The 22,903-nt window shown below is 34.0% G+C and carries 28 protein-coding genes; 19 read left to right on the top strand and 9 right to left on the bottom strand.

Going from position 1 to position 22,903, the window contains the following annotated elements; genetic code table 11:
• Positions 1–26: 26 nt before the first annotated feature.
• The 6 genes from PSR14_RS09200 to PSR14_RS09225 form a co-directional block, all read right to left on the bottom strand.
• Positions 27–752: a sulfite exporter TauE/SafE family protein gene (locus tag PSR14_RS09200; protein ID WP_001092070.1), complete on the bottom strand. Its 726-nt coding sequence runs from the start codon at positions 750–752 to the stop codon at positions 27–29.
• Between the two features lie 126 nt (positions 753–878).
• On the bottom strand, positions 879–2,099 hold the full coding sequence (locus PSR14_RS09205; protein ID WP_000791689.1) for an MFS transporter: 1,221 nt from the start codon (positions 2,097–2,099) through the stop codon (positions 879–881).
• A gap of 19 nt (positions 2,100–2,118) precedes the next feature.
• On the bottom strand, positions 2,119–2,568 hold the full coding sequence (locus tag PSR14_RS09210; RefSeq protein WP_000459093.1) for a transcriptional regulator: 450 nt from the start codon (positions 2,566–2,568) through the stop codon (positions 2,119–2,121).
• 128 nt (positions 2,569–2,696) lie between these two features.
• The gene (locus PSR14_RS09215) at positions 2,697–3,911 is read right to left on the bottom strand and encodes an MFS transporter (protein ID WP_098487357.1); all 1,215 of its coding nucleotides are present in this window, start codon (positions 3,909–3,911) and stop codon (positions 2,697–2,699) included.
• A gap of 7 nt (positions 3,912–3,918) precedes the next feature.
• A complete protein-coding gene (locus PSR14_RS09220; protein WP_000589699.1) occupies positions 3,919–4,386 on the bottom strand; it encodes a VOC family protein in 468 nt (155 codons plus the stop codon).
• Between the two features lie 167 nt (positions 4,387–4,553).
• Complete coding sequence (locus tag PSR14_RS09225; protein WP_000120179.1) at positions 4,554–4,673, bottom strand: YjcZ family sporulation protein; 120 nt, start codon at positions 4,671–4,673, stop codon at positions 4,554–4,556.
• Positions 4,674–4,912: 239 nt separating this feature from the next.
• Here PSR14_RS09225 and PSR14_RS09230 point away from each other — a divergent pair, with 239 nt between their 5' ends.
• Complete coding sequence (locus PSR14_RS09230; RefSeq protein WP_002091864.1) at positions 4,913–5,131, top strand: aspartyl-phosphate phosphatase Spo0E family protein; 219 nt, start codon at positions 4,913–4,915, stop codon at positions 5,129–5,131.
• Positions 5,132–5,184: 53 nt separating this feature from the next.
• Positions 5,185–5,373 carry an RNA chaperone Hfq gene (gene hfq / locus PSR14_RS09235; RefSeq protein WP_000400661.1) on the top strand — a complete coding sequence of 63 codons (189 nt, stop codon included), beginning with the start codon at positions 5,185–5,187 and terminating at the stop codon, positions 5,371–5,373.
• 27 nt (positions 5,374–5,400) lie between these two features.
• Here hfq and PSR14_RS09240 read toward each other — a convergent pair whose 3' ends face one another.
• The gene (locus tag PSR14_RS09240; protein WP_000400760.1) at positions 5,401–6,003 is read right to left on the bottom strand and encodes an HD domain-containing protein; all 603 of its coding nucleotides are present in this window, start codon (positions 6,001–6,003) and stop codon (positions 5,401–5,403) included.
• A 172-nt stretch (positions 6,004–6,175) separates the two neighbouring features.
• Here PSR14_RS09240 and PSR14_RS09245 point away from each other — a divergent pair, with 172 nt between their 5' ends.
• From PSR14_RS09245 to PSR14_RS09275, 7 genes are all read left to right on the top strand, one after another.
• Positions 6,176–7,009 carry a flagellar motor protein MotP gene (locus PSR14_RS09245; protein ID WP_000502135.1) on the top strand — a complete coding sequence of 278 codons (834 nt, stop codon included), beginning with the start codon at positions 6,176–6,178 and terminating at the stop codon, positions 7,007–7,009.
• 22 nt (positions 7,010–7,031) lie between these two features.
• Positions 7,032–7,709, top strand: coding sequence for an OmpA family protein (locus PSR14_RS09250; protein WP_000596046.1), 678 nt, complete (start codon positions 7,032–7,034; stop codon positions 7,707–7,709).
• 149 nt (positions 7,710–7,858) lie between these two features.
• Positions 7,859–8,227, top strand: coding sequence for a response regulator (locus PSR14_RS09255; protein ID WP_000940577.1), 369 nt, complete (start codon positions 7,859–7,861; stop codon positions 8,225–8,227).
• 128 nt (positions 8,228–8,355) lie between these two features.
• A complete protein-coding gene (locus tag PSR14_RS09260) occupies positions 8,356–10,368 on the top strand; it encodes a chemotaxis protein CheA (protein ID WP_098487359.1) in 2,013 nt (670 codons plus the stop codon).
• Between the two features lie 173 nt (positions 10,369–10,541).
• The gene (locus tag PSR14_RS09265) at positions 10,542–12,185 is read left to right on the top strand and encodes a flagellar motor switch protein (RefSeq protein WP_048557454.1); all 1,644 of its coding nucleotides are present in this window, start codon (positions 10,542–10,544) and stop codon (positions 12,183–12,185) included.
• A gap of 16 nt (positions 12,186–12,201) precedes the next feature.
• On the top strand, positions 12,202–13,554 hold the full coding sequence (locus tag PSR14_RS09270; protein WP_098487360.1) for a transglycosylase: 1,353 nt from the start codon (positions 12,202–12,204) through the stop codon (positions 13,552–13,554).
• A gap of 28 nt (positions 13,555–13,582) precedes the next feature.
• On the top strand, positions 13,583–14,299 hold the full coding sequence (locus tag PSR14_RS09275; protein ID WP_098487361.1) for a hypothetical protein: 717 nt from the start codon (positions 13,583–13,585) through the stop codon (positions 14,297–14,299).
• 84 nt (positions 14,300–14,383) lie between these two features.
• Here the strand turns inward: PSR14_RS09275 and PSR14_RS09280 are convergent, their stop codons facing one another.
• Both PSR14_RS09280 and PSR14_RS09285 read right to left on the bottom strand, forming a co-directional pair.
• Positions 14,384–15,166 (bottom strand): protein-glutamate O-methyltransferase CheR, encoded by a 783-nt coding sequence (locus PSR14_RS09280; RefSeq protein WP_000582895.1) that lies wholly within the window; start codon positions 15,164–15,166, stop codon positions 14,384–14,386.
• Positions 15,167–15,205: 39 nt separating this feature from the next.
• Positions 15,206–15,703 (bottom strand): flagellar motor switch protein FliG, encoded by a 498-nt coding sequence (locus tag PSR14_RS09285; protein ID WP_001020116.1) that lies wholly within the window; start codon positions 15,701–15,703, stop codon positions 15,206–15,208.
• A gap of 143 nt (positions 15,704–15,846) precedes the next feature.
• Here PSR14_RS09285 and PSR14_RS09290 point away from each other — a divergent pair, with 143 nt between their 5' ends.
• The 10 genes from PSR14_RS09290 to fliE all read left to right on the top strand — a co-directional run bounded on the left by PSR14_RS09290 (position 15,847) and on the right by fliE (position 22,884).
• Positions 15,847–16,311 (top strand): YaaR family protein, encoded by a 465-nt coding sequence (locus PSR14_RS09290; RefSeq protein WP_000946323.1) that lies wholly within the window; start codon positions 15,847–15,849, stop codon positions 16,309–16,311.
• 16 nt (positions 16,312–16,327) lie between these two features.
• Positions 16,328–16,780, top strand: a complete 453-nt coding sequence (locus PSR14_RS09295) for a hypothetical protein (protein WP_000275907.1) — start codon at positions 16,328–16,330, stop codon at positions 16,778–16,780.
• 17 nt (positions 16,781–16,797) lie between these two features.
• Positions 16,798–18,096, top strand: a complete 1,299-nt coding sequence (gene flgK, locus PSR14_RS09300) for a flagellar hook-associated protein FlgK (protein WP_098487362.1) — start codon at positions 16,798–16,800, stop codon at positions 18,094–18,096.
• A 305-nt stretch (positions 18,097–18,401) separates the two neighbouring features.
• Positions 18,402–19,265, top strand: coding sequence for a flagellar hook-associated protein 3 (locus PSR14_RS09305; protein WP_001266392.1), 864 nt, complete (start codon positions 18,402–18,404; stop codon positions 19,263–19,265).
• Between the two features lie 19 nt (positions 19,266–19,284).
• Complete coding sequence (locus tag PSR14_RS09310) at positions 19,285–20,694, top strand: flagellar hook-associated protein 2 (RefSeq protein WP_001992657.1); 1,410 nt, start codon at positions 19,285–19,287, stop codon at positions 20,692–20,694.
• Positions 20,695–20,716: 22 nt separating this feature from the next.
• Complete coding sequence (fliS, locus tag PSR14_RS09315) at positions 20,717–21,085, top strand: flagellar export chaperone FliS (RefSeq protein WP_001149522.1); 369 nt, start codon at positions 20,717–20,719, stop codon at positions 21,083–21,085.
• On the top strand, positions 21,075–21,347 hold the full coding sequence (locus PSR14_RS09320) for a hypothetical protein (protein WP_001058066.1): 273 nt from the start codon (positions 21,075–21,077) through the stop codon (positions 21,345–21,347). The genes fliS and PSR14_RS09320 overlap by 11 nt, the downstream gene beginning before the upstream one ends.
• A 378-nt stretch (positions 21,348–21,725) precedes the next feature.
• Positions 21,726–22,133: a flagellar basal body rod protein FlgB gene (gene flgB / locus PSR14_RS09325; protein WP_001113117.1), complete on the top strand. Its 408-nt coding sequence runs from the start codon at positions 21,726–21,728 to the stop codon at positions 22,131–22,133.
• 20 nt (positions 22,134–22,153) lie between these two features.
• Positions 22,154–22,567, top strand: coding sequence for a flagellar basal body rod protein FlgC (flgC, locus tag PSR14_RS09330; protein WP_000484677.1), 414 nt, complete (start codon positions 22,154–22,156; stop codon positions 22,565–22,567).
• Between the two features lie 17 nt (positions 22,568–22,584).
• Entirely contained in the window at positions 22,585–22,884 is a 300-nt protein-coding gene (gene fliE, locus PSR14_RS09335) for a flagellar hook-basal body complex protein FliE (RefSeq protein WP_000701675.1), read from the top strand.
• Positions 22,885–22,903 lie beyond the last annotated feature (19 nt).

The following is a 22,903-nucleotide window of genomic DNA, read 5'->3' on the forward strand; positions in this document are numbered from 1 at the left end:
CGTTATGACACATACTAAAGCACCTTTTATAACAAATGCAAACTTTCAATAAGAAGATATATACCTGTACAACTCAAAAGAATATACGTAAATATTTTAAAAACTCGTTGATTAAGCCATTTGAAAATAATTTGACCTATATACAAACCTAGAAATACGATTGGAATAGCGTAAAAACTTGATTCCCAAATTGTCTTGTTTGTGCCAGTAAAGAGTATTTGCGTTAGTAGGCTAATGAAATATATAAATAGATAAAAAGCTAAAGTAGTTGCTCTCAGCTTCTCTTTTTTTGTATCAGTTCCTGTAAAGTACAGTAACAGGGGGGGTCCTGGCATACCGATACTTGTCGTTAAAAGACCGGATAATCCGCCAACTATGAAATCTCTAGATTTTGTTGATTGAATCTTAAAGTTACAGATTAGCATCAAAGTTAATAGTAAGAGTAGGATGCTAATTGCTAATTTAAATGTGTTGATGTTAATAGAAGTGAAAATGATAATACCAAAAGGAACACCAACTATACTGCCGAAAATTAATCTTTTCAGTAGAATACAATCAATGTCCATTCTTATTTTCCAAATGAGTGATATAGAAATAATGAATGATAAAATGATATTTATTTGTATAGCTTCTTGTGGTAGAAATAACATGAGTAAGAAAGGTGTTGCCATAATAGAAAAGCCAAAACCGGTACTTGTTTGTAAAATAGAAGCTACTAATATAATACAAATGAACATGAATATAGTATTCAAAAAAGCCCCCCCACATAATCAAATTTCATTAATATTTTAACATAAAGTAAAACTTTAATCAGTGGAGGCTTACTGGCCTTTCATACGGGGAAAAAAGCGGCAAAGTAGCCGCTTTATATGTTGCAATTAATATTCCAATGATGATCCTGTAGCCTTAAAATATTTTTCTCGTGAAGGCGTCATTACTCGGATTGCTAATAAACAGGAAAGGAAAAGGATGAGTAACGAGCTACTTATTACAGTCATTTGAACGGAAAGAAATTGTGCGGATGCTCCAATTGCTAAAATGAAAAAGATTTGGATAAAACTTTTTATGGAATCAAATACGCTATCGATACGTCCTATCATATGAACCGGGATGTTATTTTGATAAAATGTAAAAAAGCCAGTACCAGCAAATGATGAAGAAATGCCAAGTAAAATGAAACCGCCTGCCGCGACGATAAATGAATTTGAAAAGGCGAAAATTACATAGCCTATTGCTGTGAAAATTGTCCCTAATCCGATACAATATTGAATTGGTAAACGTTTGGCAAAGAGAGAGACAAGAAATGAACCGGAAACGTAAGCAGCGCCAGTTATACTAACAAGCATACTGTATTCTATATCGGTTAAAAACAGTACTTGTCTTGTAAAAACAACTTCTTGTGAATCAAGTGCCATAGCGACAAGCATAGTCGCTTGAAATAAAACGAATATGAGAATAATGTACGTTTCAGTTCGAGCGAATGAAAAAACTTGTTTCCAATCACTTCGTAATGTTTGTACGAAAGTATTTGCAACTTCTTCGCTTTGCTTTGTTTGTAACGTAATATTAGGTAAGAAATAAATGAGAATAGTAGAAAGTAGAAAGGAAAGTGAGTTGCAGTAAATTACAAAGGATGCTGAGTGCGTGGTGAGAAGTATTCCAGCAAGAGCTGGACCGATAATAAAAGCCCCGCTTGTACAAAAGCTACTCCAAGCGTTGAATTGAGCGCGTTCTTCAGCAGGTATAAGCATTGTTTTATAAGAAAATGAAGCTGGATCGAAAAATGATGTAGCAATGCGAGTCAAAAAGATAAAAATATAAATGGCCCAAATAGAATCAAATAGTGGAACGCAGCCAATGAGAACTGCTCGAATGATATCTGTGATAAGCATAATGGACCGTTTGTTTAATCGATCTACTATGCTACCAGACCAAATTTTTGTAACAACGGTCGCAATTGGACCGACAATCCATAATCCTGCTACAGCAGCAGGAGAGTTTGTGCTATGTAACACCATTACGTTTAAGGCGATGAGATACATAAAATCACCTAAACGAGAAATTCCTGTTCCCGACAATAATAATAATTTATTTTTCATGAGCAGCTGAACCTTTCTTTCATTGTTTTTTTATCCTGCAGGAAATAGCGTATTCCTCTTCAGAGTTAGATTGACGAGCGGTTTTGTTTTCCCAGCGTAATAAAACTTGTGTAACCTCCCAAGTAAGCTGTTGTAATTCCTCTGGAGTTAAAAATAAATGAGAAACAATATGACTACCTGTATTCGTTCCCTCTGTGCCGCTTTCTTCAATATAGAAATGAGCAGATTTTGCCTTGTAATATTTTTCAATAATCCCTCGTTTTTCCTTCGTGTCTACTAATTCAAGTAACCCTCCATCATATAAAATTTGAACGTGATAATGTACGCTACCAGTAGATTTGTTTAGTTTAGTAGCTACTTGTTTTGCAGTGAGTGCTTCGTCTTTTAAAAGGTGAAGAATTTGAATACGAGTTGCGTTGGAAATGAGCTTCTGCTGTTCAGCTGAAATAGTAAGTCTATCGTCAAACATTATGGCATCCCCTTTCTTATAATCTAAATTTATTGTACATTCTAAAAAATTAGAATGTAAGGAAAATAAATCGTCTTTTTCCTTTATATTTCGACATAAATAAAAATAGCATGTACATAAACATGCTATTAAGCAATAGTAGATTCTTCATTAAGTTTCCCGCGATAATACAAGAACAGCCATATAAAACTAACAAAAATACAACATGTAGCTAGAAAACTACCAATTATTTGAGGAGAAAGGATTTCTAATAACCATCCTGTCATGAGCATAGATAACTGTATAAGTGAGCTATAAATAGAGTAATGAAAGGAGAAAACTTTACCAATCATATTTTCGTGCGTGTAAGTTTGAAGTAATGTCGTATCAAGTGGAACGATGATTCCTCCTGCTATGCGCATACAGAGTAATGTAATGATACCGAAAATAAGTTGATCGTATAGAATGAATCCAAGAAAGAAAAAGCCTTGTAGGAAGTAGGCCCAACCAAATGCTTTTTTCATTTTTTCTTTATTGCTGGATATGTAAAGATTAACGAGAAGGCTTCCTATCATAAGCCCAGCCCCTTGAACCGTATATAAAATCCCAATGTTCGTGTGGAAAATTTTTTCGGCATAGATTGTTAGAAGTAGCTGATAAGCACCTCCAATAAGTCCCCATGAAATGCCTACAAGAATTAATATTAAAATGATTTTTGTTTGTAATATGTATGTGTAACCATCTTTTATATCAGTAAAAAATGCTTTTTTCTTCTTACAAGCATCATAAGAGGGAACACTCATATTATAAATAAAATAGGCTGAAATAAAGTATGATAGGCTATTTACTAAAAAAGCGAACTCAATATGTAAAGATTGTGCAATTATCCCGCCTACAGAAGCACCCATAATAGACATAAAACCATTCATTGTACTAGAAAGAGAGTTAGCAGTTACGAAATGATTTTGATGTACGATGTTTTTTAAGGTTGCTTGTTTAGCCGGCTCAAATAAACAAGAAAGTACGGATAAACATATATTAGAAATGAAAATAATCTCAATTTTATATAGTGCGAATAAGTAAGTGAGGACGATTATGCCTCGTAAAATATCGGTAAAAATCATAATATTCTTTTTAGAAAAACGATCTACAACTCCGCCTATGAAAGGACTAAGCAGAAGCTGAGGTAAACCTTTACTTATAAAGGTGAGTGCGATCATAAATGGAGATTCCGTTATGCTATAGACGAACGTTAATAAAGCTACAGTATGAAACCAATCTCCAAGCACACTTAATGTTTGCCCATAAAATAGTTTTTTGAAGTTATTATTTGTTTTAAGAAGCGCGGAATAAGAAACTGACATAAAAAGATTAATCCTTATGTAATGATGATGCTTGAACTTGTTTTTTCCACTCACTTAAATACACTTTCTCCTCTGTAGGGAGTCCAACAGGTAATTGTGCAATCAATTCTAAACTATTTCCGTCAGGATCGTTAAAGTATACGGCGGCATGCGCTAACTCTGGAAAAACAATTGGTTCAATTGGCTCCATTCCAAAATCTTTTCGTGCTGAAATGCCTTTTTGGTTTAGCCAATGTATTGCATGTTCTAAATCATGTAAGCTTACTTGAAAGGCGATGTGTCGTAAAGAGGGATGATAATTTACTTTGTATTCTGTACCTTCCCAAAGACCGAGCCAACTTTCATTTTCCTTAATCCAAAAGAAAGCAATATCGTCTCCTCTTTTATATAATTTTAGTCCTAGCGATTCGTAAAAAGGTATAGACACTTCTAAGTTACGGACAGGTAAATGTGCTTCGTAAAGACCTTTAATCATTGTAATCCTCCTAAGTAAAAATGTTTCTTATTTCATAGTAAACGTTTTTTTATTAGTTGAAATCACAAAAAAGAGGGACATAACTTCATACGAAAGTATGAAAAAAACAGCTCAAATATGAGCTGTTTTCTTATAGTTTTTCGTTCATTTGTTAAGGATAGGATATATTAGTATCCGTATCCGCCGCCACCCCAACAGCTACATCCGATGATGATTAGAAGGATGAATAGTACGATAAGCAAAGCAAATCCACCGCCGAAACCAGCGCAACTTCCACCATAGCTCATATGTTTTCCTCCTTTTGAGTAAGTTAATCTATATAATTCATGGACTACTGTATACAGTATGTTTTTTTTGTGGAAAAGGAGCCAGTCTCTTTTGTAATTAGACAAACGCCTGTGTGGTCATTTTAAGTGTATATTGAGTTACTGATGTATGAATGAATCGTTATATATTTTGCGATTTGTTCATAAAAAAATATAAAAATTGTAAAAAAAACCATTTTTATATTTTTTTATGAGAGGATTTGTACTATAATTTTACAAGTAATATTATGGGAAAAGGGAGTTTTAGTGAAGAGATGGAGATGGGACAACTACAAAATAAAATAGAAACTAAAAAGAAAGAGCTAATTCAACTTGTTGCTAGACATGGATTGGATCATGATAAAGTTTTGTTATTTAGCCGAGATTTAGATATACTTATTAATAAGTTTATGAATGTGAAAGATAAAGTACATAAGTAAATAATTTGTAGTTTTTTATATTAAGATATTCAACAAAGAGGAGAGAGATATATTTGGAACATTTACAAGAAGAGCTATATAAACAAATAAAAGAAGAAAAAGGTATTGTTACAATTTTTTTAAAGAGTGGCGTTAGAATAGTAGGAGAAGTTGTTGCAATAGACAAATTTACCGTTTTAATGTTAGTTGATGGAAAACAACAACTTATTTACAAGCAGGCTGTATCAACAATAATGAAATAAGACACTCGTACTGAGTGTCTTATTTCATTATTGCTTGCAGGCTTCAACGTCAATGCCAGCAGCTAATAATTTTTTTTCACCATCTTGCTCAATGATTTTTTGTAATTTAGATAGGAAAGAATCAAAGTTTGTATGCTTTGCTACTTGGAATGTCATTTTATGCTCAATTGGTAGCCACGTATCAATATCAGCTTCGTTATGCTGAATTTTTACCTCAAGCTTATCAAGTGCGTTAGCAACTTTTGCTTCGTACGTTTCTTTCGCTTCAAACTCCATCCATAAATCATATAATTCCTCGCCGAGAGAACCTTTTAATGTTCGTTTAATATTTGAAATTGCTTCTTGTTCATTTATTTGTTTTTGTAATTGTAATTCATGACTATTCATTGTATCAAAAGCAGGAATATCACCAGCTTCTGCTTCGACTAGATCGTGAATAATAACCATTTTAAGTAATTTTTCAATATTTACTTTCTGATCTAAATAAGGTTCAACTAAAATGGCCATTAGAGACATGCGCCACGTATGTTCAGCAACACTTTCTTGACGTCCGTTAGAAAGCCAGCTATGTCGCATTTCATATTTTAGTTTTTCTGCTAGTGCAATGACTTGTAAAATGTTATGTTCCATCGTGATCCTCCTCGTATTTCCATACTATAATTCTAATATGGAAATGAAATGTGTCAATTTTATGAGTATATTGCGATAAATAGATGATGAGCGTATAATAAGCATTATATGTGAAAACGCATTATTAAAATAAAAAAATGTTTTATAAAAATGAAAAGGAAAGGGCAGGAATATGGGAGACGAAAATCAAGGATTTGCTAGACCAGAAAGAAAAAAAAGGAAGTTTGACATTTCTAGCCCATTTGGCATTTTAGTAGGTTTTGCCATAGTGATAGCGGCAATTATGCTTGGTGGAGGCGGAATAAAAGCTTTTAAAAACTTTTTAGATGTTTCATCTATTTTAATTGTCATAGGGGGAACAACTGCGACAATTGTTGTAGCATATCGATTTGGAGAAATAAAAAAATATACGAAAAGTATTTTTACTGTTTTACATAGAAAAGAAGAAGATTTAGAACAGTTAACGGATTTGTTTGTTGATTTTTCAAAAAAATCTAAAAAACACGGTTTACTTTCTTTAGAGGTTGATGGAGAGCAGGTGGACAATCCTTTTATTCAAAAAGGAATTCGATTAATGTTAAGTGGTTACGATGAAGATGAATTAAAAGAAGTGTTAATGAAAGATGTTGAAACGGAAGTGTATGAATTAAGAAAAGGGGCAGTATTATTAGATAAAATTGGCGATTTCGCTCCGGCTTGGGGTATGATAGGGACTTTAATTGGTCTTATCATTATGCTTCAAAACTTGCAAGACACATCGCAAATTGGTACAGGGATGGCAGTTGCGATGTTAACGACATTGTATGGATCAGTACTTGCAAATATGATTGCAATCCCTCTTGCTGAAAAAGTGTATCGTGGTATTGAAGATTTATATACAGAGAAGAAGTTTGTTATTGAAGCAATTTCAGAATTGTATCGTGGACAAATTCCGTCTAAATTAAAGTTAAAACTCGATACGTATGTATACGAAACAAAGATAAAAAAAGTAAAACGAGCAGCCTAATATTGCAAGGAGTGGTATGGTGATGATAAAACGACCGCAAAAGGGATCGCCTCGTTGGATGACGACTTTTACAGATTTAACGATGTTATTATTAACTTTCTTTGTATTACTAGTTGCTACTTCAAAGCAGGATGCAGTAAAATTGTCAAAGATGCTTGAAAAGTTTAGTGATACGGAGCAAGTTGATGCAAAAGTAATGGAAAATACTATACCAGATATTTCACATGAAAAAAATGATGAAAAAATGGTCTCAAAAAAGCGAATGGACGACTTGTACAAAAAGTTAAAAGCATATGTAGATAATAACGGTATTAGTCAAGTGAATGTATATCGAGAAGATACAGGGGTAAGCGTTGTTATAGTAGATAATTTAATATTTGATACAGGTGATGCGAACGTTAAGCCTGAAGCAAAAGAAATTATTAGCAAATTAGTCGGATTTTTTCAATCCGTACCAAACTCAATTGTTGTGGAGGGGCATACAGATAGTAGACCGATCCATAATGAAAAGTTCCCTTCTAATTGGGAATTATCTTCAGCACGAGCAGCTAATATGATCCACCATTTAATTGAAGTGTATAATGTGGAGGATAAAAGGTTAGCTGCGGTAGGATATGCAGACACAAAGCCAGTTGTACCGAATGATTCACCGCAAAATTGGGAGAAAAACCGTCGCGTTGTCATTTACATTAAAGAATAGTATTTTAGTATTTTAGTAATAAAATACTAAAATGAAGAAATTCTTTTAAAAAAATATTAAATTTTATCGTTTTATTTTGTATAATGAGTGAGAATGATAAGGTGAAATATTAAGATATATTTATACATAGAAGGAGAGAATCAAAAAGAATGGCACATAAAATTTTAGTTGTAGATGATGCGATGTTCATGCGAACAATGATTAAAAACTTATTAAAAAGTAATTCTGAATTTGAAGTAATCGGAGAAGCGGAAAATGGAGTGGAGGCAATTCAAAAATATAAAGAACTTCAACCTGATATTGTAACATTAGATATTACTATGCCAGAAATGGACGGACTTGAAGCATTAAAAGAAATTATGAAAATTGATTCAAGTGCAAAGGTTGTTATTTGTTCAGCAATGGGACAACAAGGTATGGTATTAGATGCAATTAAGGGCGGGGCAAAAGACTTTATTGTAAAGCCATTCCAAGCAGATCGCGTAATCGAAGCTTTAACAAAAGTAGCAAATAGCTAATATAAAAGGGGTGCCACAAGGAATCAAAACAGTGATAACGGATAGATGTGTGGCCCCTTTTTTCTCATTTTAAAACACTAAATTGTTATACATAAATGAAATGTTTGTTAGACAGGTAGGGGATGAAAATGCAAACAGATCTATTAAATATATTTTTTGAAGAGTCGGAAGAACATTTACAGTCGCTAAATGAAAATGTGCTAATTTTAGAGCAGAATCCTACAGATATGGATGTAGTGGGAGAAATATTCCGCTCAGCTCATACGTTCAAAGGTATGTCTGCGAGTATGGAATTTACGGAAATGGCGGATTTAACGCATAAAATGGAAAACGTTTTAGATGAAATTCGTCATGGGAATATAGTAGTACATGCGGATATTATTGATGTGATTTTTGAATGCATTGATAATTTAGAGAAAATGGTTGCAGATGTGCAGCAAGGCGGAATGGGTAATATTGATGTAGTCGCAACGAAGCAAAAATTAGAAGCGTTATTGAACGGAAATGTAGAAACTTCTATGGAACATATAGAGCAAGAGTCTATAAACAATGATGATGCAGTTTCGCATGAAGTGCATATAACCGTTGAACAGCAAGCTATTTTAAAAGCAGTACGTGCCATTATGTGTATTGAAGCACTGCAAAATATAGGCGATATACAAAAAACGGTTCCTAGTATTGAAGAAATCGAAGCGGATGCTTTCGGTTTTGAGTTTACAGTATTTATGAATACGGATCGTAGTGAAGAAGAAGTGAAACAGGTAGTGCTTCACGTTTCTGAAATTGAGAAAGTAGTAGTGAAACAAGGAGAATCATTACAGGAAGTAGATTCGATGGTTGCTACGCAAGAAACTACGCGAGTAGAAGAAATGATACAGTCGTCTGTAGTTGCGCAGGTGGAAGCACCTATTGAGACAGCGAAGCAACCTGCAAGTGCTATGCCAACTAAAAGCACTGCAAAAACGAAAAATGCTAAAGGTGAGAATCGTTCCATTCGTGTGCAGCTAGAGAAAATTGAACGATTAATGAACATGTTTGAAGAGAGTGTAATTGAGCGTGGTCGCATAGATGAATTGGCACAAGCAATTCAAAACAAAGAATTAATTGAGCATTTAAATCGATTAGGCGATATTTCAAAAGATATTCAAAATGTACTTCTAAACATGCGTATGGTGCCGATTGAAACAGTCTTTAATCGTTTCCCGCGTATGGTGCGTATGTTAGCGAAAGATTTAGGGAAGAAAATCGATTTGCAAATTACGGGTGAAGATACAGAAGTTGATAAAATTGTTATTGATGAAATCGGTGATCCACTCGTTCATTTAATTCGTAATGCAATTGATCATGGTATTGAGACTGTTGAAAAACGTCGTGATGCAGGGAAAAATGAGACGGGTACAATTAAATTAGAAGCGTTCCATAGTGGAAATCATGTCGTAATTCAAATTACGGATGATGGAAATGGAATTCATAAAGGGAAAGTATTAGAAAAAGCAATTAAAAATGGTGTTGTAACAGAATCTGAGGCAAATAAATTAACGGATCGTGAAGTGTTTGATCTCATTTTCCAACCAGGATTTAGTACAGCAGAAGTAGTATCAGATCTTTCAGGGCGCGGGGTTGGATTAGATGTTGTAAAACATACAATCCATAGTTTAGGTGGACATTTAATTATTGATTCAGAAGAAGGAAAGGGAAGTACATTTAGAATTGAACTTCCATTAACGTTGTCCATTATTCAATCTATGCTTGTTCAAACGAATGATAAACGTTATGCTCTACCTCTTGGTAACATTGTTGAAGCGATTCGTATTAAGAGAGAAGACATCCAAACCTTACAAGGAAAAGACGTGTTAAACTATCGTGATCAAATTATTGAAGTGAAGCATTTGAGTACTGTATTTGGTGAAAAATCAGTAGATGAGGCATTTGAATCATATGAAAGTCAAATGGTTCCTGTGTTAATCGTTCGTAATACACATCGTAGCTATGGACTTATTGTAAACACAATTATCGGCCAAAGAGAAATTGTTTTAAAGTCATTAGGCGATTTCTTTGCAGAAAGTTCGAACTATTTCTCTGGCGCGACGATTCTCGGCGATGGACGAGTGGTCCTCATTTTAAACCCAGAAGGTTTATAATAGGAATGAAGGAAAGCTCCCCACTTGTATACAATTGGGGAGCTTTTTGGTTAATTACATACTAATATATATAACAGGAAATAAATACATGTTCACGATTTACGTAATAAATTTGTTAAAATGTAATGAGTGTATTCATTTAATAGAAAAACAAAAATGAGGAGGCAGGGAAAATGCCTGAGCAACACACAAAAGGGGATACGAGCACAATTGTGCTAGAAAAAGAAAAGGAGCTTTTAACGCCTCAAGAATGTGATATTCTTGGCGAAATTGCAAATATATCATTTGGCTCTGCTTCGACAGTATTATCAACAATTTTAAATAGGCAAGTAAGTATAACTGCTCCTCATGTAGAGTTAGTGGATTTATACGATACAAGTGATGTTGAGGTTCCTCATGTTGTATTAAATATTCATTTTACAAAAGGATTAGATATGGAAAATCTACTTGTCCTTCAGCAAGATGTTGCTTTATCTATTGCTGATTTAATGATGATGGGGACAGGTGAAGTGGAAGAGGGAAAAGAACTTGGCGAATTAGAGCTAAGTGCTGTACAAGAAGCGATGAACCAGATGATGGGATTCGCAGCGACGTCTATGTCGGAATTCTTCCAAGATACAGTAGACATGTCACCGCCGACAATTAAAGTTGTAAAGTTATTAGAAGAGATGGAGAAAATCTCTGGAATAACTGGAAATAACACGATTGTGAAAGTGTCGTTTGACCTTAAAATAGATAATCTTGTAAACTCTAAACTCGTACAAATTGTTTCAGTTGAACATGCGAAACAAATGATAAATAAATTACTACAATTATCTGGTGGCGTAGAAGAGCAAGACGAGCCAGCAGAAGTAGCGGAAGCCGAGATTGTAGAAGAACATGTTGAAAAAGAGCAGTTAACGCAAGAGGAGAAAGATGTACTTGGGGAAATTGCCAATATTTCCATCGGTTCAGCCTCAACGGTATTATCAACGCTTTTAAATCAGCCGGTTACGATTAGTACACCCAATGTAGAAGCGATTAATGTGCGTCATTATGACGGTGTACCGGTTCCCTTTGTGATTTTAAATGTCGATTTTGTTGAAGGTTTAAAGAATGAGAACGTATTCGTATTTACGAAAGATGTTGCTTTGACAATGGTAGATTTAATGATGATGGGAACAGGGGAGATTGATCCAGAGAAAGAGCTTAGTGAATTAGAGCTGAGCGGTATTAAAGAAATCATGAACCAAATGATGGGGCATGCGGCAACAGCGATGTCAGAAATGTTTAAAGAGAAGATGGACATGACGCCGCCAGACGTCAAATTTGTCACGTTAAAAGAAGAAATGGAATATTTGGGAGAGTCAATGGAAGTGGATGAACTTGTTCAAATTACGTTCAATCTTGAAATTGGCGACTTGCTTCAATCGAAAATGTATCAAATTTTACCGATTTCAGAAGCGAAAGAAATGGTAAGACGACTGCTATATCCAATGGTGGAAGCAGAAGAAGAAGAGATTGCAGAGGAAGAAATGGAAGAAGAGGTTGTAGAACCTGTTGTACAACCTATTGAATTTAAAGAAGTGAAACAAATTGAGCCAGTGTATATGGATACATCTATTCTACAAAATGTAGAAATGAATGTGAAATTTGTATTTGGAAGTACAGTGAAAACGATTCAAGATATATTAAGTTTACAAGAAAATGAAGCTGTTGTATTAGATGAAGATATTGATGAACCAATTCGAATTTATGTAAATGATGTATTGGTGGCGTATGGTGAACTTGTAAATGTAGATGGATTTTTCGGAGTAAAAGTGACAAAATCACTATAAGGCGTTGAAATAGTAGATGAAAAGCGTAAAGTTTTTTCTAATTTGCTGGCTATGCATACATGTGTGCTTGCTCTTCCCACTGCAAAGTCAGGCGGAAGAGCAAAATGTGCCAGAACAAAATATAAATGAAGTGGATGTACAAGAAGAGAATAAGGAAGTTCAAGAACAGCCAGAACAAGTGGAAATAAAGCAAGATAAAGAGGAACAAAAAGAAGTAAAGAATGAGCAAGAAACCGAAAAAAAGATAGAGACGGATCAAGGGATTATTACAATAAATAAGCGAGAATTAAAAGTTGGCGAAGAAATACGGATTATTGTAGAGCCAAAAGAGACAAATACTCAAAGTATAAAAGGTATGTTGCGTTTGCCAAAAAACAGTAATCTGTATGAGCAAGAAAGAATGATACCTTTTGACTATGAAGAAGAGACGAAGCGATGGGTTGCTAACTATAAGATTGGGATTTTTGATTTGCAAGGTGATTGGAACCTTCAGCTTATTCAAAGTTTTAAAGAAAATGAGAAAGAAGAGCTGATAGAAAATGAAGTGAAAGTCCCACTTATTCGTATAAATAATGAAACGCCAACAATAGATAAAGAGATGCCGAAGTTGCATAAGGTTACGATTGACGAGGCGAAGGAGAATGTAATCGAACGAAAACGAGGCGATTTTATACGTGTAAGAGTGAAGGCGGCAGACGTGGAATCGGTTGTGAAAGAAGTTCGTGTTACATTAAAAGGAAAAGAAAATAAAGAGATTACATTTTTATTAGATTACAATAAGCGCGACATGGAATGGCAAAAAGTATTTGAAATAACGGATGCACTATCAAATGGGACATACGAGCTACTTGTAGAGGTAGTAGATGCGGCTGGAAATAAACTCGTTGAAGAAAGTGAGTATGTCGTTTCTGTTTTGGAACAAAAAACAGAAGAGGATAAAAAGACAGAAGAACGAGAGAAAGAAGATAAATTAGAAAATAAACTAGAAGATAAGAAAGAAACTGAGAAGCAGGAAGACACGAAAATAGAAAGCCCGCTTCAGGAAGAAAAACAGCCAGTTGTTCAAATTCCGAAAAAAGAAGAGAAAGTAAACGACCTTATAAAAGAACCATTGAAAGAGAAAGAAAAAATTACTTATGTTATAAAAGAGCCTCTCACAGACAACAAGGAAGTAAATAATACGAAGGCTCAAAAAGATAAAGATAATAACAATCAAGTCATTTTGAAGAAGAAAGAAAAAAAAGAAGAGCCAGAAGATAAGAAAGAAACTAAAAGTGACCATGGAATACAAGCTTCTAATGTATTTGCTATTATGTCAGGTTTATTCGTACTATTTTTAGTTTTAAAGAGCAATAAAGAATGGGGCTAATTAATTTCATCATAGTGGAGGCGCTTAAATGGAAATTAAACGTACGACAATTGAAAATAAGACGCTACAACCATTAAAACAGCCTACAGCTATTTCAGAACATGAAATCCAGAAAGAACGAAAGTATAGTAATCTAGTGTTTACTGGACAGTCTAAAATTATTTCGAAAAATAACGAAATAGGGATTTTACTTGCGAGTTTAGGTGATGGAAAGGTTATGAAGGAAATGCTTTCTAAAGAGATGGATACAGTATTACAACTCTTTAAAAAGTTACATACATTATCTGGAGAAGGAAAGCAAACAGATAAAATATTTGAACAAGTAATGAGAAGCTTACAAGGGCTTGTGAAACAGGCGCATATAAAAGAACTGCCTTTATTAGATGGAACGTATGATTTCGCTGAAGTACAACTATCATTTGGTAGAAAGGTACACATTCCGTTATTAGATGTAAGTGCACTCCTCTCTAGCGTGGAGAGTGACTCGTCAGAAGGAAATATAAATTTAATGGTAACGGTTATTACTGCGTATATCACGAAATTGTCTAACGAAACCATTTTAATTAGCGTCACGGATCGCACAGCTAAAGAGCGGGATGCAAGTGTATGGAGAGCACTTGCAGAAATGAATATGACACAATTATCACAGGCATTGAAACAAACGGTGCAAGAACATAAATGGTCTATGACGTTTCTTTTTCTCTTTATATGGGTTGCTTGTATTATTTTAATTCGAGTTATATAAAAAATGAACGGAATCACGCAATTCTTTGTTATGATTTTAGTAAATAAATACAAAAAAAGCAGGGTGCAATAATCCTGCTTTTTTCTATATTTTTTCATAAAAGAATGTATCAAAACGCTGAAGATTGAATCGTTCAGGTGTTAAAATTTGTTCTGTGCTACCGACAAATAGCACACCGCCTTTTCGTAAAGAACGGCTAAACTTTTCATACAGCTTGACTCTTGCTTCTTCAGTGAAATAGATCATTACATTACGACAAACAATTAAATCGTAATTTGTATCGAACGATTGCATTAATAGGTCATGCTGTTTAAACGTGACGTGTTGTTTAATATGTTGATGTAATGAATATATATCATCTTCTTTTGTGAAATGACGTTCTTTCAAATCGCTAGGTAATTCTTTCAAAGAACGTTCCGTATATTGACCACGTTTTGCACTCTCTAAAATATGAAAATCAAGATCCGTTGCTAGTATTTCATAGCGAAATGGAGAGAGATGTTTCGATAAAATTAAAGAGAGTGTATATGGTTCTTCACCAGCAGCGCAAGCGGCACTCCATACTTTTAATTTTCCGTTATTTTGTTCGAGTAATTTTGGCAGTGCTTTCGATTCTAACGTTTGCCAACGTTCTTTATTTCTAAAAAACTCTGAAACGTTAATTGTAATATAGTCAATAAAACTTAAAAATAAGTTTTGATCAACACGTAAAGTACTTAAAAATGTAGTGTAGTTTTCAAAACCTTTTCTTGAAATAAAAGCATCGATTCTACGGCGCATCCTATCTTGTTTATACGAAGCGATATCCATATTGAATTGTTGTTTAAAACTCGCGATAAAATGATCATAATCTTGTTCAATTATCATATTTACAATGGGCACAATAACGATATTGTGCCGCCCCCTTTACATCATACGAATTTTTTGTTCAAAGCTTTTTTTCATTTGTTTTTCATGTAAACCTGGTAAATCATAAATGACAGCATCAATCCCAGCTTCTTTTGCAATGTCAACGGGAATGACAGATGTATGTTTGTCTCCGTTATAAAAACAGAGAACTAAATCGGTATCTTCAATAATTTGTTTCACAAAAAACATATAATCAGATCGATAAATAGAGTCGGAAGGATGATTAAAAGCAACATACTCGGCTCCGTGTGATTTTAAATAATCTACGATTTCTTGGAATTCATCTGTTACTGCTTGTAACGGTTGGAGCGTGTAAAGGCATAAATTTTGAGCGAGCCTTTCGTTTTCAACGAAAAAACGAAGTACCTCATTTTCAATAGATTTATAACATAATATGTAAATTTTATGTTTGTGAGCATAGTCAGTTAAAAATTTTTTAATTTCTTCTTGATCTAATGCTGTTAATTGATTTGAACCACAAAGAAAAATATTCATAGAATTGTGCCACCTCATGCTAAATTGTAACATATCTTCTATAAAAAATAACTGCAAAATATTAGTGTTCAGAGTATAATTATAAATAACTAGATTTTACGATTAACTTTTGGAAGAAATAAAAAAATAAATAGGTGATATATATGCTGCGTTCAATCTCGCATAATCCAATCTTATCGCATATACCGCCTGCTACTCAAATGCCGAAAGAAGCAAATGTCAGGACTGGACTTGCATTTTCGGATAATTTGCATGCAGATCCGAAAAAAGATAAGTTGTTAGAACAAATGGAAGCGTTTGTTGATAATATTGGAGAAATTAAAGAAAAAATCGAAATGGAATTAACACTTGATAACGTAATGGAATACAAAAATACAGTAAAATCATTTTTGAATTTTTACGTTGATAATGTATTGCAATATAAAGATGTCATGTCTCGTCATCCGCGTTATGGCTATTCACAGAAAATGACGATTGTAAAACAGGCGGAAATGGGATTGAATGAGTTAGAAGATGTTATGAACTTAATTAATACAAAAACAGGACATTTAGAAATGTTAAATCAAATTGGAGAAATCCACGGTTTAATTGTAAATTTAGTCTTGTAAAAGGGAAGGAAGCTATATGTATATACAATTATATGAAAAGCTCGTTATTATTCAAAAAGCATATGAAAACATTCAAACGCTTGGAGAACAAATATATGAGAATTTAAAAAATAAAAATGTAAATGCAGTTCAAAAGTTACAAGTAGAGCAATTGCAGTACATTGAAGGTTTAAAACAATTATCGAGATCATTTGAAGAAATGGTTGTTCAGTTTTGTAAAGAACAGGGAGTGGAATCATTTCGCGTAAGTGCGTTATTTTCGTATTTTTCTCAAGAAGAAATTGAGAAAATGGAAAAATTACAAAAAAACTTAATTGGATTAGAAGAAAATGTAAAAATGCTTCTTTTGAAAAATCAATATTACTTAAACGTACTATTAAAAACTACAGAAAGTATTGTGGATTCAGTTTCTGAATATAACTTAGAACGAAACAATAATTCGCAAATCTTTATGAATGAACTATTGTAAAGGGGAAGTGAAGCATTATGAGATTATCTGATTACAATACCCCGTTATCGGGTATGTTAGCGGCACAAATGGGGTTACAAACAACAAAGCAAAACTTATCTAACATTCATACTCCTGGGTATGTACGTCAAGCAGTGAATATTACCTCTGCTGGAGCGGGTAATGGCCATATACCAGCACAAAGAATTGGTTACGGTGTACAAGTATTAGGTGTTGATCGTATTACGGATGAAGTGAAGACGAAACAGTTTAACGATCAATTATCTCAGCTCTCTTACTATAATTATAAGAACTCGGTTTTATCACGAGTAGAGTCTATGGTAGGAACGACAGGCAAAAACTCACTATCTAGTTTAATGGATGGATTCTTTAATGCTTTTCGAGAAGTTGCAAAAAATCCAGATCAATCAAACTATTATGATACGCTAATTTCTGAAACTGGGAAGTTTACAAGTCAGGTAAATAAACTTGCGAAAAATTTAGATTCAGTAGAAGCGCAGACGACAGAAGATATTGAAGCGCATGTCAATGAATTTAATCGTCTTGCTGACAGTTTAGCAGAAGCGAATCAAAAAATTGGGCAAGCTGGTACACAAGTGCCAAATCAACTTTTAGACGAACGTGACCGTATCGTTACAGAAATGTCTAAGTATGCCAATATAGAAGTATCTTATGAATCTATGAATCCTAATATCGCAAGTGTTAGAATGAATGGCGTTTTAACAGTGAATGGACAAGATACATATCCATTGCAATTAAATAAAACGAAAGAACCTATGTCTGTTGAAATTTACGGTTCGGAAATTCCTTTAACTAGTGGGGCAATAAAATCTGCAATCGATACGAAAGGGCAGATTGCTAGTTATAAGAAAAATCTTGAAGAGTTAATGGGTTCAGTGAAAAATCAAGTAAATACAGTGATGGGAAAAGACTTCTTCGTTGGAGATTATGCGAAAGAGTTGAAATTAAATCCAGAATTTGCGAATGATTTTTCGAAAATGAAAATATCTGCTGAAACTGCAAATAAATTGGCAGGAATTACAGATGAAGATTATAAAGATGGTCTTTCATATAAAAAAGCATTAGACCAATTCATAGTGAAGGTAGCATCTGATAAAAGTGAAGTGAACGGTTATCAAAAAATTCATGGAGACTTATTAGAAGGTATTCAGCAAGAAAAGATGAGTATCGAAGGCGTGAATATGGAAGAAGAAATGGTTAATTTAATGGCCTTCCAAAAATACTTCGTTGCGAATTCTAAAGCTATTACTACAATGAATGAAGTGTTTGATAGTCTGTTTTCAATTATTAGATAATGAGAGGTAAAAACAAAAGCTTTTTCTTTTATGTTTGAAGAGAGGGCCAGCAGAGTGTAGAAGCGGTCAGTGCCTAATAGAGGACCTATCGGTGTGAGACCAGAGATATGGAGCGGGTGCCAGATAAAGTAGAAGAAGAAACAACTTTGATTTGAGAATGGAACGCTTTGTAGCACCTTTTGTATAACGATGAATGAGAGGTAAAAGCAAAACCTTTTTCTTTTATGTTTGAAGAAAGAGCCAGCGGAGTATAGTTCCGGTTTCAGCTTCCAATCAATTTTCAATAGATAAAGGAGGAGATAGAAATGAGAGTATCTACATTTCAAAATGCAAACTGGGCAAAGAACCAGTTAATGGATTTGAATGCCCAACAGCAATATCATCGAAATCAAGTAACTTCAGGGAAGAAAAATCTTCTTATGAGTGAAGATCCACTTGCAGCAAGTAAATCATTTGCAATTCAACATTCGTTGGCGAATATTGAACAAATGCAAAAAGATATAGCGGATTCTAAAAACGTGTTAAGTCAGACAGAAAATACATTGTCAGGCATTGTGAAATCTTTAACGAGAGCGGATCAATTAACAATACAAGCATTAAATGGACCAAATGGTGAAAAAGAATTAAAGGCAATCGGTGCCGAAATCGATCAAATTTTAAAACAAGTTGTATATTTAGCGAATACGAAAGAACAAGGTCGTTATCTTTTTGGTGGAAATAGTGCAGAGAAACCTCCATTTGCAGATGATGGGACATACCAAGGTGGCGAAAAAGATGTAATGTGGAAGCTAAATGACGGTTATGAAATTAAAGCTTTTCGTAATGGCGAGAACTTACTAACTCCTGTTATTCAAACGTTAGTAAAGATGAAAGATGCGATGCAAAGTGGTGATCAAAAGGCGCTGCAACCGATTTTAACGGAAAATAAGAAAAACTTGGATAGTGTTATTAACCGTACAACAGAAGTGGGAGCAACGATGAACACTGTAGAGACGTTTAAGACAATTTTAAGCGAGCAAAATCTAGCACTTCAAGAAAATCGTAAAGAAATTGAAGATGTTGATTTAGCGGTAGCAATTTCTGACTTGGCGTATATTAACGCGACGTATGAAGCGACGCTTAAAGCGGTTAGCACGATGAGTAAAACGAGTATTTTAGACTACATGTAAAGAATAAGGAGTGAGAAATATGGCAGGAACGATAACAGGTATTGGCGGTAGACAACAGATTTGGAATCTCGGAAATAACATGATCGATACTTCTAACTTCGTTGAATTAGAAATGAATGCGTTAGATATGAGAAAAACACCGTATACAACTGAAAAGAATAGCCTTTCACAAGATAAACTTTTATATACAAGTTTAAAATCGGAATTCAGTTCTTTCACGCAAACATTTAAAAATTTAGCGGCTTTTAAAGGGAATGAGAAAAAGGTAACAACATCACAAGACGGTTATATTAATGTCAAAGCTGATGGTGGAGCTATTGCGGGAACTTTTAATATGAAGATTACACAGCTTGCGCAGCGCCATCAAATAGCTTCTGACGAAATTAAAGATATAGATGCAAAGCTTAATAGAGATGAAACATTAAAAATAGGTGATAAAGAACTAAAAATAACATCTGATATGACATATAAGGATTTAATTAATAAAATTAATGATGGAGATTATGGTGTATCAGCTTACACACTTGGAAATAAAATTTTTATGACCTCAAAAAAAGAAGGAAAAGATGGAGTAATTAATTTTGAGGGGAACACATCTAAATTTTTTCAAGATATAGGGTTAGCTAATGAGAAGGGTGCAGCGATCCATATAATCAATGAAGCGCAAAATGCTGAATATACGATTAATGGTATTACAGGTAGCAGCTCCACCAATACAGTTGAAGCCCTTCCAGGTGTGAAAATTGAATTATTAAAAGTAACTGAGCAAAAAGTAGAGGAAAAGCCAGTAGAAAATCCGGACGGAGAAAGTACAGAGGTTGATCCAAAGACAACAGAGGCACAAGCAAAAGGGATAGAGCTGAAGTTTACAGTAAGTGACTCAAATGTAACAGACGCATCAAATGTTATTAAAAAAATGGTTGCGGATTATAATAAAGCTGTTTCTACAGTAGATATCTTTGCTGGTAAAGGCGGGGCGTTCCAAGGTCAAGCTATTATGCAAAGTGTACGCCAAGCGATGAATAGCGTCGTAACATTTTCTCAAGATGGTAATTACTTATTCTCATTTGGTATTCAATTAAAGCAAGATGGAACGATGGAAGTTAATGATGAAGCATTAACGAAAGCGTTAAAAGAGAAGCCGGATGCAGCGAAGCAATTTTTCTTTAGTTCTAACGGATTAGGGAAAATGATGGAAGAACCACTTGAAAAATTATTTGGTGATAAAGGTGTAGTAGGAGAACGAGTAAAAAGTATTGATTCACGTGTAAGTGATTTAGATAAAAAGATTAAAGATATTGAAGCACAAAACTTGCAAAAACAAGATGAAATTGTGAAGAAGTATCAAAAGCTAGAAAGTACATTAGCGGCACTAGATAGCCAATTAAAAACAATTAAAGCAATGACAAAACAAAAAAGTGATGATTAATGAAAGTTGAGGAAGTGATCGTATGCAAGCATGGCAACGTTATATGCAAAATGATATTATGACGAGTAATCCGATTAAAAATACAATTTTTATTTATGAAAGATGCATTGTAGAGTTTCGTAATTTAGAAGAGCTTTTACATACTTTTAAACTACAAGAGGGAGATGCGCTTCTTGAGAAGTTAGAACGTATTTTTGAAGAATTAAAGCTTCAATTAAACCCTGAGATTACGAAAGATTTATATGATAGTCTTTATGGTTTATATGATTGGATAAGTGTTCAAATTCAAACGATGAAAGTAACACGTGAAGCGAAAGATATTGATGCGATTGTGAAAGTGTTACAAGATTTAATAGACGGTTATCGCGGAGCGCTTGAAAATGAACAATGATATTTATCGAGCATTTGTCGGCTGTTTTAATGAAATCGGTGAATTGCAAGTGTCAGATGAAGAGTTTGCTGAGAAGAGCGCGATGTTAAATCGCTGGATGATGACATTGGATGAAGAAACGCGCGCACAAGTTGCGGCAGAAGTAAGTCCATTTATTATTAAGGCAGCACAGCATATTCGAGATAAGCAAAAGATTTTGGAAGAAATGATTATGACAAATGATGGGCGAATGAAAGCCAATTCATTTTACGGTAAATATTAATTATAAAGTGTGGAAACGGATCCCCCTTATTACAAGGGGGTCCATTCCTTCATGTAAATAAAGAGTTCCGCTGATTGAGGTTTCATTTTATGACTGTAAAAAATAGAAGTAATCTAAATAATATAAAAATAATCTACAGCTAGTCGTAAATATGTTCAAATATTATATAGATTACTACGCGTATACAGCTTTTTTGTATTCTTTTTTATATTTTTGTATTTTTCTAAAGACAACAATGTAAAAATGGAATAAAATATGTAAGGGTACATAATAGTTAATATTTTAATAAATACATATAAGAAATTAAATAATGAAGTGAAACTTCCATCAGTGGATTATTATGCCAAAATGATAAGTTAAAAAGGAAGGGTGTGGAGTATGCCAGATTTAGTGACTGATGTAAGCCATTATATGAATTATTTAGTGACGAAACGAAATGCTGTTTCTAGTAATATTGCAAATGCGAATACACCTGGCTATAAAGCACAAGACGTTACATTTGCTGAGCAAATGAATAAAAGTAGTGCATTATATAAGAGTAATACTGCGGATTTAAAAACTAATGCAGATTTATATCAAACGAATGAAATGCACTTACCGACAGTAAATGCGAAAAATACATATGCAAAGATTCAAACGAAGTCAATGCAAACGAATAAAGATGGAAATAGTGTGGATGTAACGACAGAAATGCTAGATTTAATGAAAGCAAACCAATTGTATGGGATCTCAATTAATGCAATTAATACACAATATGCAATTAACCAAGCAGCTCGCGGACGTTAATAGTAGAAGGAGAGACAACGATGTTTCAGGCAATTAATGCAAGTGGATCAGGGCTAACAACAGCGAGAAAATGGATGGAAGTTACTTCAAATAATATTGTAAATGCAAATACAACGGCAGCTCCGGGGGCAGATTTGTATGAGCGCCGTAGTGTAGTGCTTGAATCAAATAATAGTTTTGCGAATATGTTAGACAGTGCACCGACTAACGGGGTGAAAATAAAAAGTATTGAGGCAGACAAAACTGAAAACTTAGTGTATGATCCGACGCATCCGCATGCAAATGAAGAAGGATATGTACGTTATCCGAATGTTGATGTGACTGCTGAAATGACGAATGTAATGGTTGCTCAAAAAATGTATGAAGCAAATACAAGTGTATTAAATGCGAATAAAAAAATGCTGGATAAAGATTTAGAAATCGGCCGAGGATAAAGGGGGAATATGGGAAGATGAAAATCCAACCAATGTTACATACACAACCATTTGGCGCGATTCAGTCAATTGGTGTACCGAAAAATACACAAACATCTGTAGTTGAGGGGAAGAAGTTTATCGATTTATTGGAAGATATGAATCAAACGCAAAATAATGCGCAAACAGCGGTATATGATTTACTAACAAAAGGAGTAGGAGAAACACATGACGTTTTAATTCAGCAAAAGAAAGCTGAGTCTCAAATGAAAACGGCTGCTCTTGTACGTGATAATCTTATTGAAAATTATAAGTCACTAATTAATATGCAAATTTAGGAAAATGGACGGGTGTGTT

This window comes from Bacillus sp. A01H (genome assembly GCF_045277205.1).
Lineage (GTDB): Bacteria > Bacillota > Bacilli > Bacillales > Bacillaceae_G > Bacillus_A > Bacillus_A paranthracis.